The 15,207-nt window shown below is 37.3% G+C and carries 12 protein-coding genes, 1 tRNA gene and 5 pseudogenes; 3 read left to right on the top strand and 15 right to left on the bottom strand.

The annotated features are described in order from the left end of the window. Window positions 1-63: 63 nt before the first annotated feature. The 4 genes and pseudogenes from OWR28_RS09020 to OWR28_RS09005 form a co-directional block, all read right to left on the bottom strand. Window positions 64-557: pseudogene (locus tag OWR28_RS09020) on the bottom strand (NADH-quinone oxidoreductase subunit C). Between the two features lie 5 nt (window positions 558-562). Next, window positions 563-1,123 carry an NADH-quinone oxidoreductase subunit B gene (locus OWR28_RS09015; RefSeq protein WP_002983540.1) on the bottom strand — a complete coding sequence of 187 codons (561 nt, stop codon included), beginning with the start codon at window positions 1,121-1,123 and terminating at the stop codon, window positions 563-565. Window positions 1,124-1,222: 99 nt separating this feature from the next. Beyond that, entirely contained in the window at window positions 1,223-1,594 is a 372-nt protein-coding gene (locus OWR28_RS09010; protein WP_002983537.1) for an NADH-quinone oxidoreductase subunit A, read from the bottom strand. 484 nt (window positions 1,595-2,078) lie between these two features. Next, window positions 2,079-3,208, bottom strand: a pseudogene (locus tag OWR28_RS09005) (GNAT family N-acetyltransferase). A 104-nt stretch (window positions 3,209-3,312) separates the two neighbouring features. On the opposite strand from OWR28_RS09005, the gene OWR28_RS09000 reads away from it, so the two are divergent. Next, window positions 3,313-4,023 carry a zinc metallopeptidase gene (locus tag OWR28_RS09000; protein WP_172617047.1) on the top strand — a complete coding sequence of 237 codons (711 nt, stop codon included), beginning with the start codon at window positions 3,313-3,315 and terminating at the stop codon, window positions 4,021-4,023. On the opposite strand, the gene OWR28_RS08995 is transcribed toward OWR28_RS09000, so the two are convergent. The 8 genes and pseudogenes from OWR28_RS08995 to rbfA form a co-directional block, all read right to left on the bottom strand. Beyond that, window positions 4,020-4,628: a YigZ family protein gene (locus tag OWR28_RS08995; RefSeq protein WP_332386315.1), complete on the bottom strand. Its 609-nt coding sequence runs from the start codon at window positions 4,626-4,628 to the stop codon at window positions 4,020-4,022. The two genes, OWR28_RS09000 and OWR28_RS08995, sit on opposite strands and share 4 nt — an antisense overlap. A 126-nt stretch (window positions 4,629-4,754) precedes the next feature. Then, window positions 4,755-4,904: a bacteriocin-like protein gene (locus OWR28_RS08990; protein ID WP_332386314.1), complete on the bottom strand. Its 150-nt coding sequence runs from the start codon at window positions 4,902-4,904 to the stop codon at window positions 4,755-4,757. Window positions 4,905-4,978: 74 nt separating this feature from the next. Beyond that, on the bottom strand, window positions 4,979-6,010 hold the full coding sequence (ribD, locus tag OWR28_RS08985; RefSeq protein ID WP_332386313.1) for a bifunctional diaminohydroxyphosphoribosylaminopyrimidine deaminase/5-amino-6-(5-phosphoribosylamino)uracil reductase RibD: 1,032 nt from the start codon (window positions 6,008-6,010) through the stop codon (window positions 4,979-4,981). A 64-nt stretch (window positions 6,011-6,074) separates the two neighbouring features. Further along, window positions 6,075-7,876: pseudogene (locus tag OWR28_RS08980) on the bottom strand (DUF349 domain-containing protein). Between the two features lie 64 nt (window positions 7,877-7,940). Then, a complete protein-coding gene (gene aroE, locus OWR28_RS08975) occupies window positions 7,941-8,687 on the bottom strand; it encodes a shikimate dehydrogenase (RefSeq protein ID WP_332386312.1) in 747 nt (248 codons plus the stop codon). Between the two features lie 60 nt (window positions 8,688-8,747). Then, window positions 8,748-10,505, bottom strand: coding sequence for an endonuclease (locus OWR28_RS08970; protein WP_332386311.1), 1,758 nt, complete (start codon window positions 10,503-10,505; stop codon window positions 8,748-8,750). A gap of 111 nt (window positions 10,506-10,616) precedes the next feature. Next, window positions 10,617-11,821, bottom strand: a pseudogene (locus OWR28_RS08965) (ABC transporter permease). Between the two features lie 3 nt (window positions 11,822-11,824). Further along, window positions 11,825-12,184 carry a 30S ribosome-binding factor RbfA gene (gene rbfA / locus OWR28_RS08960; protein WP_002983518.1) on the bottom strand — a complete coding sequence of 120 codons (360 nt, stop codon included), beginning with the start codon at window positions 12,182-12,184 and terminating at the stop codon, window positions 11,825-11,827. Between the two features lie 93 nt (window positions 12,185-12,277). On the opposite strand from rbfA, the pseudogene mce reads away from it, so the two are divergent. Together mce and OWR28_RS08950 are read left to right on the top strand one after the other, a co-directional pair. After that, a pseudogene (mce, locus tag OWR28_RS08955) lies at window positions 12,278-12,675 on the top strand (methylmalonyl-CoA epimerase). 62 nt (window positions 12,676-12,737) lie between these two features. Further along, window positions 12,738-12,811: transfer RNA gene (locus tag OWR28_RS08950), tRNA-Ile, on the top strand. Between the two features lie 74 nt (window positions 12,812-12,885). Here the strand turns inward: OWR28_RS08950 and OWR28_RS08945 are convergent. The 3 genes from OWR28_RS08945 to OWR28_RS08935 form a co-directional block, all read right to left on the bottom strand. Next, window positions 12,886-13,548 (bottom strand): RHS repeat-associated core domain-containing protein, encoded by a 663-nt coding sequence (locus tag OWR28_RS08945; RefSeq protein WP_332386364.1) that lies wholly within the window; start codon window positions 13,546-13,548, stop codon window positions 12,886-12,888. 185 nt (window positions 13,549-13,733) lie between these two features. Then, window positions 13,734-14,048: a hypothetical protein gene (locus OWR28_RS08940; protein WP_332386310.1), complete on the bottom strand. Its 315-nt coding sequence runs from the start codon at window positions 14,046-14,048 to the stop codon at window positions 13,734-13,736. Window positions 14,049-14,050: 2 nt separating this feature from the next. Next, entirely contained in the window at window positions 14,051-15,193 is a 1,143-nt protein-coding gene (locus tag OWR28_RS08935; protein ID WP_332386363.1) for an RHS repeat-associated core domain-containing protein, read from the bottom strand. Window positions 15,194-15,207: the final 14 nt, after the last annotated feature.

Raw genomic sequence — 15,207 nt, 5'->3', positions numbered from 1 at the left:
TTAGGCTATAGGCTCTAGGCTTTAAGCTTATTGCTTGCTGCTTACTGCTTATTGCATTATTTTTTATCTTCCGAACATACTATCGTTCTTGTCGGTCCTTGTACCGTCTTCAAGGCGATATTCTTTCAACATTGGGTGATATCCGAGATCTTCCATATTCAAAATAGGTCTGAGGTCCGGATGTCCTTTAAATTTAATCCCATAGAAATCATACGTTTCTCTTTCCATCCAGTTTGCTCCCGCATATAGATCCGTAAGGGAATCTACCTCTATATTTTCTCTGGACATGAAGATTTTCAGACGTAATCTGAAATTGGTCATCATATTATGTAAATGGTAGACAACACCTATTTCCTTTTCCGGGAACTCAGGGTAATGAATTCCGCAGACATCTGTAAGGAAATTGATTTCCAGAGATGAATCTTTAAGATAGTGAATGATTTTCTTAATATCTTCTTTTTTACTTCAATCGTCAGCATTCCATAAGGCTCTGAGCTTGAAATGACAGATTCCGGAAATTCTCTTGTGATAGCTTCTAATACAAATTCGTTTGTCATTTCCGTTAGTTGCTTATATTGTAAGAATCTAATAATTTCTGATACTCAGGCATGTCTCTTCTTCTGATGCTTTCGCTTTCTGCCAAAGCCTGTACCTGCATTACCCCTTCAATGATCTGTTCAGGTCTTGGAGGACATCCGGGAACGTAAACATCTACCGGAATAATTTTATCAATTCCCTGAAGTACAGAATACGTATCAAAAATACCACCGCTGGAAGCACAGGCTCCCACTGCTACCACCCATTTTGGCTCAGCCATCTGAGTGTACACTTCTTTCAGGACTGGTCCCAATTTCTTTGATATAGTTCCGCAAACCATCAGCATATCTGCTTGTCTTGGAGAGAAAGAGTTTCTTTCCATCCCAAATCTTGAAGCATCATAAGTAGGGTTCAGGGTAGCCATAAACTCGATACCACAACAAGAGGTTGCAAATGGTAACGGCCAAAGTGAAAACTTTCTTGCCATCCCGATTACACTGCTCAGTTTTGTTGCGAAAAACCCTTCTCCTTCATAGCCTTCAGGAGCAGGTGCATCTGTTCTTATTACTGGTTTTTTATCTGACATTTTTAGTAAATATTTAAAGATTAAAATATTTAAAGATTAAAAAATAAGATCTTGAAAATCTTTAAATTACTTAAATACATTCAATCTTTTAATTAAAATTTATTTATCCCAATCTAACGCACCGCGTTTCCAGACATAGAAAAACGCCATGAAAAAGATGGCTACGAACGTAAGTACGGCAAGGAATCCTTCCATACCGAATTCTCTGAAGTTTACAGCGTAAGGATAAAAGAATACGATTTCAATATCGAATAGTACGAACAATACCGCAGTCAGGAAGTACTTGATAGAAAACGGTGTTCTGGCGTTTCCTTCTACAGGAACTCCACATTCCCAGCTTTGGTTTTTTACAGAGTTTCCTTTTTTCTGCTGTGGGCCTAAGAAATGGGCACCAAGCAAAGAAACCGCTACAAATCCTACTGCTACACCAGCCTGGATAAGGATTGGAATATAACTTTCAGGTAAATTCATTTTTGCATTATTATCTCAATTTGCAAATTTAGCGAATAAACAAGAAAGCATGAAATTTATCAGCTTAAAAGTAGGATGAAAATGAGTTAAATCAGTAATTTAGAATCAATAAAAATTAGCTTTTTATCTTCGTTTTTTTGCCGGGTTTTTCCCCGTTTTTTGTAGTGAATGTGGAAAATTACATTCTGCCGGATAATATTTGGGGTATTTTGAATGCTTTGTACAAATAAAGATAACTTGTTAAAAGCACTGTTGGGGTTGATTTTATTTTTTCATTTTTTTCAAAAGCGTATAAGCCATAAATGAAATATACCCGAAAAGAATACTGGCAAAAAGAATATTAATCACCGTATTTGTTTTGTCATCCGGTGACTGAAAGAAGAAATTGTAACTAATAAATCCAGTTATTAAAATAGCAAAAATGATCAGCTGTGGTTTCATAAATTTTTAGATTTTAAATTATTGCTTAGTACAAAATACAGCATCAGTTATTGATATCCATAGAATAGGTCCTTCTTCTCTTATGATTTACCGGATTATAATCCTGCCATAACAGCTGAATACTTTTGTTTTCTTCCAGCTCCGGGTTGGTTTCCAGGTATTTGACTCCTTTTTTCTGAATATATCCCAGATTTCTTTGAAGATGATAGAGGTTACCCCTCTTCTCTGGTAGTCCGGATGAATTCCGATCAGATAGAAATTAGCCCTGTCATTCTTCTTTCCTGCTTTTAAAAAGTGCCACCAGCCAAAAGGAAGCAGCTTTCCTCCTGATTTTTGCAGGGCCTTGGAGTATGAAGGCATTGTAATCGCGAAAGAGATCAGATTATTGTGCTCATCAGCAATGCATACAATAAAATCTTTGTCGATAAGTTTGAAATATTTCTCTTTATAGGTTTTACGCTGTTCGTCAGAAATAGGAGTGTAGGTGGAAAGGTGTTTGTAAGTTTCGTCCAAAAGATCAAACATAGGATCCACATACTGAATGATTTCCTCCTTTGTTTTGAATTTTAAAACTTTCAGTTTGTATTTTTCGGAAATAAGCTGATTAAATTTATGGATTTTTTCAGGCAGGGTTTCAGGGAAGATAATTTCAAATTCTACCCATTCCTTCTCCTTGGTCAATCCCAGATTTTCCAGATGTTTCGGATAGTATTCGTGGTTGTAAATTCCGATCATTGTAGCCAGCTGGTCGAAGCCTTTTATCAGCATTCCGGCTTTATCCAGATTGGTGAAACCCATAGGGCCCTCAATTTTGTCAATGTTTTTTTCTTTGGCATAATCAACCGCTTTCTGAATTAGTGCTTTTGAAACTTCAGCATCATCAATAAAATCGATCCACCCAAAGCGTACTTTTTTAATTCCTAACTCTTTCTCTTCTTTGTGGTTAATAAGAACTGCAATTCTTCCTACAATTTTATCGTTTTTATAAGCAAGATATTGTCTGGCCTCCGAATATTGAAGCGCAGGATTTTCATCAGCATTCCAAATGTTGATTTCGTCATTGATAAAGGACGGAACGTAGTAAGGATTGTTTTTATACAGATCCATCGGAAATCTTACGAATTGCTTCAGCTGACCCGCAGTTTTTACTTCAATAATTGAAATTGTAGACATGTTTTTTGAGAAGAATTAAAGGACAAATATAAATAATAATATCGTATACTTTGGCACAGTTTTTATTTGATTATGGGTAAAATTAAACACAAAATTTATATAAAATGGTGGGTTATTATATCATTATTGGTATTTCAATGTTGGTGAGCTGGTGGGTTTCGTCCAGGTTGAAATCGAAATTTGAATATTATTCCAATGTACACCTTCGAAATGGCCTTTCGGGGAAAGAAGTAGCGGAAAAGATGTTGAGAGATAACGGGATAAATGATGTTCAGGTAATATCAGTACCCGGGCAGTTGACGGACCACTATAATCCGGCAGATAAAACAGTTAACCTTTCTGAAGGGGTTTATATGCAGAGAAACGCAGCGGCAGCGGCAGTAGCAGCTCACGAATGCGGCCATGCAGTACAACACGCGGTAGGCTACTCTATGTTGAATTTACGTTCAAAACTGGTTCCTATTGTTAATATAAGTTCCAATCTGATGCAGTTTGTCCTGATTGCAGGTATCGCAGTAATGGCAGCATCAAGAACGATTGAGAACCCAAATGGAAATACAACAGTTCTTGCCATCGGAGTTGCAATGTTTGCTGTGACAACGCTGTTTGCTTTTGTAACACTTCCGGTGGAATATGATGCGAGCAACAGGGCGATGAAATGGCTTAAAGATACAGGAACAGTAACTGCAGAAGAATTCGTTGGGGTACAGGACAGTCTGAAATGGGCGGCAAGAACTTATGTAGTAGCTGCTTTAGGTTCACTGGCACAGCTTCTTTACTGGGCATCTTTGCTCCTTGGAGGAAGAAGGGATTAATTAATCATTAAATTCAAATGAAACATACTGCATCTCGGAAAGTTTTTCTGAGATGCTTTCTTTTGGGCCAGTTTCAGGGATGCTGTAAGGATACAGTTTTCATTTGCATCGAAATTCAGGACTTTGGCATCAAATTTTGAAAGCAGGGTGAATATCGTGTTCTGCTGATTGAAATTAAACCGGATCTCGACTTCTGTTTCCAGCTCACGGGTAATGATATTGGCTTCCTCCAATGTAATCTTCGCAGATTCTTTGTAAGTTTTCACAAGGCCGGAAACTCCGAGTTTAGTTCCTCCGTAATAACGAACAACAATTACAAGTACATTCGTGATCTCATTCGCCAAAAGCTGATTGTAGATGGGTAATCCTGCACTTCCGGAAGGTTCGCCGTCATCATTGGCGCGATAGTTTTCGCCATTCAATCCCATTCTGAAAGCATAGCAATGGTGGGTCGCTTTCGGATGTTCTTCCCTGATCTTTTCCAAAGCTGCCTTTAACTCTTTTTCATTATTTACAGGGTAAGCAAATCCGATGAACTTACTTCCTTTTTCTTTTAAAAGAGTGTTTTCTATGGGTTTCTCTATGGTTTTGTATTCAAACGTCATCGTGTATTCCGGCTTTATGGATGCAAAAATATAAAACGCATTTAAAAGTTAATAGTATTTAAAAGAAAATACCACCAAATGATGGTGGTATTAAATTATTTTTGAGAGATGTTTTTTAAACGCATATTACATCTCCACCTCCGCCACCTGGATTTCTCCAGTAGCAAGTTCTTGTTTCTGGGGGCAACCGTATAATTCTACACAGCTTTCTTTTTTGATAAGTCCTCCTTTAACTTGTTTTAAACTTTCTCTTGAAATTTTTTTTAGATTTTTCATGATTTTAATATTAGTTTTTAATTGTAATCCTAAATTAGTAAATTATTTCAAGAGCGGGTGATAAAAAATGAGGATTATGAATTTTTTAACTTATGTATTGATATGGTATTATCCCTGTAGTTTTCAGTTTTGCCGGGTATATGGCTAAATTCCGGGGCTTTTGTGCCATTCTGTAATTTTAGATTTTCGTTTTTAATAACTATAGCTTCGTCCCAAAGACCGGCATCAATGAATTGTTGTAATGTAAAACGCCCGCCTTCAATAATGACGGACTGTATCTGTTCTTTGTACAGTGCTTCCATCAATTCTGACAGAAAATTGTCCTTGTTTGTTTTTATGAATTGGATGTGGTTTTCGTTACCTTCTTTTACAGAATTTAAAACCAGTGTTTTTGCTGCGTTATTGTAAATATTGTAATGAGCCGGAACTTTCAGATCAAAGTCGATTAAAATTCTGACAGGGTTTACTCCTTCTGCATTTCTTACGGTAAGGCTTGGATTGTCATTTAAAGCTGTTTGTGTTCCTACTAAAATAGCATGCTCGTCGGCTCTCAGCTGATGAACAAATTGATTTACCAGTGAGTTGGAAACAGCAGTTGGTTTAAAATCCTTATCCAGAAATCCATCACCGGATTCTGCCCATTTTAAAATGATATAAGGCCTTTTCTTTTCATGATAGGTGAAGAATCTTTTATTAAGTTCAATACATTCTTTTTCCAGAATTCCTGAAACGGCTTCAATGCCTGCATCCTGAATGATTTTCTTTCCTTTGCCGTTCACTTTATCATGGGAATCCATTGCCCCGATCACCACTTTTTTAAATCCAAGTTCTTTAATTTTCAAAGCACAGGGCGGAGTTTTTCCGTAATGTGCACAGGGTTCCAGGGATACATAAATTGTTGATTCAGGGATAAGGTCTTTATTTTTAACTGAATTGATGGCATTGATTTCAGCATGGTTTTCCCCTGCCTTATGATGGTATCCTTCACCAATAATTTCTCCGTTGTGGACAATCACACTTCCTACAAGAGGGTTGGGATATGTTTTACCAAGTGCCTTCCGGGCCAGTTCTATACATCTTTTGATATAAAGTTCGTCGTTGTTCATATTGTATAAAAAGAAAAAGCGAAGACAAATTACTTTGCTCCGCCTTTATGTATTTTGTTATGTATTATTCTCCGCTGATAATGTTGTGGAGATTTTGTTTTAACGTTTCCAGATGGGCTTTTTTCTCATCAATGGTATTGTAAGTATCCTTTAAAAGAGGATTTTCTCTTGACGGCTTGTTGAAGAAAGACAGGTTGTTTTCCAGCTTTACAATTTCTGCTTCAAGATCAGAGATCTGATTTTTGATCTTTCTCGCTTTGTCGGTAAGCTGATTTTCAGATAAACCTTCTTCTTTCAGCTCAAGCTCATTGATCTTGTTTATTTTCAATTTCTCTCGTAATGTTTTGTTGAATTCAGAGTTGATTGAAATTTTGTCTCTTGGAACTTTTCCGATATTATTCCATGAAGTTTTGATCTGCTCGATTCTTTCGATGCTTCCTTCGTCATTGGAAACTTCTTTCAGTTCATCAAGAAGAGCTTTTTTGTTTTTATAGTTCTCCTTCCAGTTGTCAGTTGAAGTATTGCTTTTCTCTCTGTAATTGTTGAAGAATGCGTTACATGCATCACGGAATTCATCCCAGATCTTATTGGTCATGCTTTTTGGTACGTGACCGATTTTTTCCAGTCTTCCTGAAGCTTTTTGAATAGAGGCACTGAGATATCCCATTCCTCATTGTTCATATTATCCTGTGCAGTCTGGATTAGTTTTAGTTTTTCTTCAAGATTGGCCTGCTGAGATCCTTTCAACGATTTGTAATAATTGTTTTTCGTTGTATTAAAGGCTCTTAGTGTTGTTTTGAAGTCATTCCAGTTCTGGTTGGAAAGTTTTCTCGGCACACTTCCTGTTTTTAAAAAGTCAGATCGCAGATCTTCCACTCTTTTGATGGCATTTTGCCAGTAGTTGTGGTTAGGTGTTTCTGAAGGTTCGGAAAGCTTTTTGATTTCAGCAATGATCTGATTTTTCTTTTCAAGGTTTTCACTCTGTTCTTTTTCAATAGAAGCAGAAAGCTCAGATTTTCTTTCGTGAATTTTGTTGGAGATTTCTTTGAATTCTTCCCATGTTTTTTCACGGAATTCTTCTGCTACAGGTTCGGCTTCTTCTTTCCAAAGTTTATGAAGATACTGAAGCTCATTCAGCGCCTTCTGGATTACCGGTTCGTTTTCCAGTTCTTTGGCACGGGCAATGATGTGCTCTCTTTTTTCCAGATTATGGCTGTATTCCTGCTCCAGGAATTCTTTGTTCAGATCCAGCATCTGATAAAACTGATTCAGGTGATGGAAATAGTTATTATTAAGAATTTTAAATTCAGATTTTGCAACCTGTCCGGCTTTTGACCAGTCTTCTTTTATTTCACGGATGGATTTGAAAAGATTGATCCCCGGTTCAGAGCTGGTATAAAGATTTTTAAGTCTTTCAATAATATTCTGGCGGTGTTCAAGGTTTTTCTTCTGTTCTTCTTCCTGTCCTTTCTGGAAGTCGTCATGTTTTTCCTTGAAAATATTGACTAATGCAGAATACTTAGCCTGAGAAGGGTGCTCATAGCTGAAATTTTCAGCAGCGTTTCCGGCTTCTATGTATTCGTGTCTTTTGTCTTCCACTTCATCATGGATGTAATGACTTGCTTTTTCCTTCAGTTGGTTGAATCTTTTGAAGTTTTCACCGGCATTAGGAGTGTTGATGATTTTTTCCATTTCCTTTAAAGCATCGGCAAGAGAGATCTCTTCCTCTTCATGTTCTTCCAGGTGTTCTGCATCATCTTCATGCGGGTTTGCATCATGAGAAACCGCGTTTTCTGATGTGTCCTGAGATACTTCGTTAGGATTTTTCTTTTCTTCGTTTTCAGAAAGATTGTTTTCTGTAGTCATAGCAAATCTTTTATGTGAGTGGCGTTAATATCCTTTAAATATAGCTGTAAGGCCAATTAAAGTACTAATTTATGTTATTTTTTTGAAAATTCCAAATTTCCCAGGCTTTTTCTGCTTGCTGTTCAAGCATATAATACCCATTTACAGTTTTTGCTCCTTTTTCAGAGGCATTGAGGATGAATTGGGTGTAGTTGGGATTGTAAATCAGATCAATAACCAGATGATCTGAGGAAAGCCCGTCAAAAGGAAAGTTCAGACAGTCCTTAACATTTGGAAAAGTACCTACAGGCGTACACTGAACAATAATTTTATGTTCTGAAACCGTTTCCTTATCAAGATTTTCAAAATTGATTTCTGTACTTCTGGAGATAGTTATTGAAGGAATATTATGTTTATCCAGCGCATACTTGACTGCTTTTGCGGCTCCTCCGTTTCCTAAAATGAGTGCTTTATCCTGTGAAGGTTTTCTATGCAAAAGAAGTGTCTTTTCAAAGCCGAAAGCATCCGTATTATAGCCTGTCTTTTTACCATCCTGAATAAGAACACAGTTAACAGCGCCTATTTTTTCAGCTTCATCACTTAATTCATCAAGATAATCAATTATTTTTTCTTTATAAGGAATGGTAACATTAAATCCTAACAGCTCCGGAGAAGCAAAAAGATTTTCTACTTCATTGATTTCGTTCAGATCAAAAATGTCGTAGGAAAAGTTCTTCAGCATGAGCTTCTGGAACTTGTTTTCGAAGAACTTTTTAGAAAATGAGTAAGAAATATTTCGTCCTATCAATCCTAATTTTTTGTTGGAATCCATATATCAAAAATAAAAAAGACCGGACAAATCCGGCCTTTGGTTTTAAATATTTTTTAATAATTAATCTACGATAAATTTAGCGGAGAAACTGTCTGTTTTCAGGATGTAAGTTCCTTTTACCATGCCTTTAAGGTTAATCTTGTTTGAGTGTCTGAAAGGATTGGCAATTGTTTCAATTAATTTTCCAGAAAGATCATAGATGTCAGCTTTTGAAATTTTGCCGAGATTTTCTCCCTTTACGGATAATTCATTATTTCTTACCGGGTTAGGGTAGATGGTGAATTCTGATTTATTTTTTGGAGTTTCTGCTGTTGCCAGCGTACCGAAACATGTCCAGCTGAGATCATCCATAGCAACCCTGTCGCCACTGTTTGGATTTACGATCTTAATTGTTACATTACCGCTAACATTTACATTAATGGTAGTCGTTGTTACAGTGCTGCTGTATGGAATAGTTCCTACAGTAACATCATTTATCAATACGTTCAGATTACCGTTGTTACCGTTGTATTTTCTCTGCGTGGTCAATGTCAGAGACTGAACACCGCCTGAAATAACAGAACTTGTTAAAGTTCCTTTATTGGTACAGACAGCTTTACCATTGATGGTTTCGTCGGTTCTTGCCAGAGTGGCTGTCCATGTGATATTATTGTTTGTCCACGTTCTTGTGGCATATGAAGACGGTAAAGATGAGCCATCCTGCATGGTGCTGAAATCTTCCGTTCCACAGCTTCCGCCTCCTGCAGGCCCGTCAAGGGTTGTCTCTGTAGCGGTTGTACTTTGCGGAGATGAATTTCCTGCTGCATCTTTAGCAATGACATAGAATGTATATTGAGTAAGCGGAGATAATCCTGAAATCACAGTAGAGGTGGTTGTACCTGATACGGTAGCTTTTAGGGCACCGTTTGCATAAACCAGGTAAGATGCTATTCCGATGTTATCCGTAGCAGCCGTCCAGCTTACATTGATAGAGTTTGAAGTAGGATTGTTGGCTACAACGTTTGTTGCAGCTGTAGGGGCCTGCGTGTCAACAACCGGAGTTCCCCAGATCTGAGTAACATATTCAGGGTGGTCAATGAAAGGGTTTCTGTTTCCCTGGTAGGTATAAGATGCATTATTTCTTGCAATTTCTTCAGGAGATACAGGGTCCATGGCATTCCATGCCAAATACTGGTTAAGTGCCCAGGGCTGCAGTCCGGGGTATGCTGTGTTGCCAAGCATGTCCCCTGTAGTAAAATTGGGAAGATTGTCTTCATATCTTGTCACAAAATAAAGGATCATTCTGGCAATATCACCTTTAAACGCATCAATCGGCTCAAATACAGTGCCCGAATATCCCGGAGATACCGATGTTCCTAATTTTGATCCGTTTTTAGATAAGAAAGAAACGCTGCCAACAACTCCGTAAGGATAATTTGATCTCATTCCGTTTACTTTTCCATCGGTAGGACGGATAAAGTGAATGTCAGCGACCATAGGAGAAGCACTGTTGAATAAACTTTGAGGAATGACGTGTTCTCTGTTGTAGCATTGTCCTTCCGTAGAATATGTTCCGCACTGGTTAGTTCCTAATGTATAGCTGTATTGATCCGGTCCAGTGGGATTTTCAGAATAAATATCCAGAATGGTTCCGTCATTTTCGTAAAAATAGTCACGGTCAGTTGTTGCATAACCTGTCCATAAACCGCTGTACCCATGGTCTACGTGTCCGTTACTGATAATGTTTTTAAGGGCTGTTTTAAGAGCTGCACCTGTTAATCCTGGCGATTGATTATAATATCCTGCCGGAGCCTGTGCCAAAGCGCTTATAAATGTCACGCTTACAAGAAAAAAGATAAAAGTTGTTTCATTTTTTAAAATTGGGGCGTAAAGGTACGAAAAAATGAAACCGAAGTATATTAATTGTGTGTAATATATGAAGTTAATATATTAGTTTTTAGTAATATATTCTTTGCTGATTTTTGAAAAAAACCATGAAATTGTGATTCCAAATAAGGAAGCTGTAAGGGCTACAATAAGATAATTCTTTCCTACAATTTTTACCGGGAATGGCAATACCTCATTGGCTCTGAAGAATTCTGTATAAAGCTGGAAATAGCAAAGTGCTGTTCCCATAATTAATCCGGTGATGACTCCGGAAATGACAATCAGGATTCCGGTGTAGAAATAGGTCATCCTTAAATGGCTTAAAGGGAACCCAAGTGATATCAATGATTTTGCCTGCTCTTTTTTATCAAGCTGAAGAATGATAATAGCTCCGGCAAGATTAAAGGTGGTAATAAAGATAACCAGTGCAAAGATCAGGTAAATAAAAAGCTTTTCAGTGTTGATCATCTTCCAGAAAGCAGCATTTTCTTCTTCTTTGGTTTTAATCTCAATATTTTTTCCGATTGAAGAAAGCAGGTTCTGTTTTACTGCATCTGCATTTTCCGGATTTTCAGTTTAATGACAATCTGGTAAGCTGATTTTTTAGGAAGGCTAAGTAATTCTTCTGTAAGTTCGATAGGAGAGACGATATAATTGTCCAGCTGATCTTTTCCAGGGAAAACACCCGTTACCAGAATATCTCTTTTATTGTAAATGTCTTCTTCCTTACTGATGATTCCTGTACCCGGCTTGGGCATAAAGATGGTTGCATAATGATTGGAAGAATCCACAGGAATTGAAAGCCTGTTGTCCAGACTGTTTTCCATCAATACCTCATTAGAGTATCTGAAACTTGGATAAGTTCCGTAGAATACTTCTTTATTAATAGGATTTACGTTGACATAAGCAGAATCAACACCTCTTAAATAGGCAATATCACCTTTTCCATTGAAGCTGATGTATACTTTTTCTTCAATAACACGGGAGAAACTGCTGATCTCTTTATTTTTACTCAGAATTTGAGTAACATTATCGAGATTTTTGATAGTTTTTCCGGAAGTGCTTTTTAAAGTAAGATCTGCATGAAGATTGGAAATAAGGTCCTTGTTCAGGTCTTCAAGTCCTGAAAAGACAGAAATAATGACGAACATTGCAGCCACAGCAACCGTCATGGCACCCACAGCCAGCCACGTAATGAACGTAACGGCAGTACTTCCTTTTTTAGCCAAAAGGTATCTGGATGCTATGTAAAATGCAATATTCTTCAAGATCTATAAAACAGGATTGTCGCCTTCGCCCCTTAATTCTCTTTCCAGTCTTTCAACATCATCAAGAGCGGTATCCAGGTAAAAGTTAAGTTGTGGAATAATACGCACCTGCTTTGCCATCTTCTGGCCAATGAAGTTTCTGTATTGAGGTTTGTTTTCTTCAATCTCCTTCATTACAGCGGTACGGAATTCCTGTGGGAAAATGCTTAAATAAATCTTGGCAATTCCTAAGTCAGCAGTTACTTTTACATCTGAAACAGATACCAATATGCTCTGTTTGCTTTCTGCAGCCTGTTTGCGGAAAAGTTCCGCGAAGTCTTCCTGAATGATCTGTGCTACTTTTCTTTGTCTGTTACTTTCCATAATTTCTGCAAATTTAGTACTTTTGTTTGAATTGATACTTTGAAATTCAACTGCAGTATCAAATTTACGATTTAATTATATTGATTATTATTTATGAAGCTAGAACATATTGGTATTGCCGTACAATCTTTAGGCGTTTCTGATGAGCTTTTTGCAAAACTGTTAGGGAAGGAATCCTATAAAAAAGAAACAGTGGAAAGAGAGGGCGTTGTGACATCTTTCTATGAAACAGGAGAAAGTAAAATCGAGCTGCTGGAAGCCAGTAATCCTGAAAGCCCGATCTCAAAATTTATTGACAAAAAGGAGAAGGCATCCATCACCTGGCTTTTGGAGTTGAAAATATCCTGGAAGAAATAAAAAGATTAAAAAAAGAAGGATTTCAGTTTATCTCTGAAGAACCGAAAGAAGGTGCTGATAACAAATTAGTTGTATTCCTTCATCCGAAGTCTACCAACGGCGTGCTGGTAGAACTTTGCCAAGAAAAGCAATAAAAAATTTTGTAGTGAAAGAAATTTTACTATTTTTGCAAACACAAAATTTAACCAAGTTTTGAGGTCCTATAGCTCAGTTGGTTAGAGCACCTGACTCATAATCAGGTGGTCCCTGGTTCGAGCCCAGGTGGGACCACGACTTCGAAGAACAGATTTCTTCAAAAAATTATAAAGCCCCTGTTTTAGGGGCTTTTTTTATTTTTTGTTTCGTCACCATTCGTCATCGTTCGTTATAAAATCGTCCCCCTTTTCGCCTCCCTCTTTTTTGATAGATGGTACCACATTAAAGAACCTTCCCATCTCTGCAGCACAGTTTCTCCATCTATAAGAACTGACGGCATTTTTAAAATAGCTGAGGCGTACATTTCCCAAATGGTCTGTATATGCCTGTGTCTGTCCAAAAGTAGTTCCACTTCCTGTATACCCAAACCCTCCAAAATCAGCAGAAGTACCACCGCTTCCGTTAGGAACTTTCTGGTGAGGATTGAAACTGCCTCCTAACATCTGCCACATATAAGAACCTTCTACCAAGTGATTTTCCATTCCTTCATAAGGAACAGGTACCGCTTTTCTTCCGTCAGGATCGATAAAGCTTATTGGATTGTTTAAAGCATAGGCATACGGTGAAAATCTTCTTGATGTTTCAGCCAACGGATCTACTACTCCCCATCGTCCGATATCAGCCATATACATCCTGGCACCATAGTCATTCCATCCGGTTTCCTTCTGTAATTCCTTACTGTTGTACTGGTAATTGTAAGATGGGTTTCCGCCTACGTTATTATATCCTAAATACTTTAATCCAAAAGGGTAGTAGTTGTTTTCTTCAAGAGCTTCTGCGCTGCCACTGGTTTTTTTAGGAAAATTTAAAATAGAGTATTGATTTTCAATACTCTATTTTATTACCAACATGTTTATAATTTATAGAAAAAATAATAATAGGCTTTCTTCATTTTATTACTTTATTGTGCCATAAAATTTTTGATATAAATAATGTATTGAAACAAAAAAATTCACCGTTATAAATAAGATGATTCCCCAAACAATAATTCCTCCGACTATATTTTTTTCTTAGGTAATTTATCAAACTCATCTTTATATTTTTCCCATATATTATTATAATAATCAATTGATATATAATTTGAAGTTATTATAAGAATTGCTATTACATATAATAGTAGATTAGAGCTTAGTTTTGGATTATTATTACTGACAATGTGATAATAATTCCGAATTGTGAAAATAATCCAAAGTTCAAGAGCTATAAGTGCTAAGCTTGCTCTGAACTTACTGAAGAAATTTTCAAAAGGTGATGATGTCCATAACATTATTTTGTATAATTTATAGAAAAAGTAATAATATGCTTTCTTCATTTTTAAAGTTTTTGAGAACCATAAGGGAAAATATATTGTCTAGGCATTCCTGAATTGGTATTGATAATACTGTCAAATTGTTCTTGCCTTCTTTCAGTATCTTTTATTGCTCCAGGATGCTCTGCATTACCCGTCCATCCACCTGGATAGAAAGCATCCACACCGAAGTACATCATCGCTGGTATAGCTCCCACAGGAGTTAAACCGTAAGCTCCCATTGCTGTATTAAAATAAAATTTATTCTCAGATATTTCACCTCTTTCGAGAGCTCCATAATCCAATAAAACAGCTAATCCAAAAGAAAACCTTCCAATTACACCCGCTACATGTGAGCCCTTAATAAAAGTCCTCCCGTTACCATAAAATTTAGTTCCTAAAAAATTTACAGGCGCATTAGGTCTTGCCGTCCCTATGTAAAATCTATTCACAAATGTATCAATTCCAGTTCCAGCAGCTCCAATAAACCAATTTACTTTTCCGGAAGGACCATACCAATCATTTGACGCATTCTCTACAAGTTTCATCATATGCGCAATCATCTCCTGAGCTGTTGTAGCATCTCCCAAAGCTCCTCCTGTCCACCAGCTCATATAACCGTTTCGGTTTTTAAGCGAGAAATCTCCTCCGTTTTGTAAAGATTGCATCAGATCAGCGTAGGCCTGTGTCTGTCCAAAAGTAGTTCCGGTTCCGGTATACCCAAACCCTCCAAAATCAGCAGAAGTACCACCGCTTCCGTTAGGAACTTTCTGGTGAGGATTGAAACTGCCTCCCGCCATCTGCCACATATAAGACCCTTCTACCAGATGGTTCTCCATTCCTTCATAAGGAACAGGTACCGCTTTTCTTCCGTCAGGATCGATAAAGCTTATTGGATTATTTAAAGCATAGGCATACGGTGAAAATCTTCTTGATGTTTCAGCCAACGGATCTACTACTCCCCATCGTCCGATATCAGCCATATACATCCTGGCACCATAGTCATTCCATCCGGTTTCCTTCTGTAATTCCTTACTGTTGTACTGGTAATTGTAAGATGGGTTTCCGCCTACGTTATTATATCCCAAATGCTTTAATCCAAAAGGATAATAGTTGTTTTCTTCAAGAGCTTCTGCGCTGCCGCCGGCATTTTTAGGAAAATTTAAAATAGAGTATTGATTTC

The organism is Chryseobacterium sp. 1B4 (assembly GCF_036631475.1).
Classification (GTDB): Bacteria; Bacteroidota; Bacteroidia; order Flavobacteriales; family Weeksellaceae; genus Chryseobacterium.
Note: the sequence above shows the minus strand (reverse complement) of the source record. Positions and strands in the feature narration are given on the sequence as shown.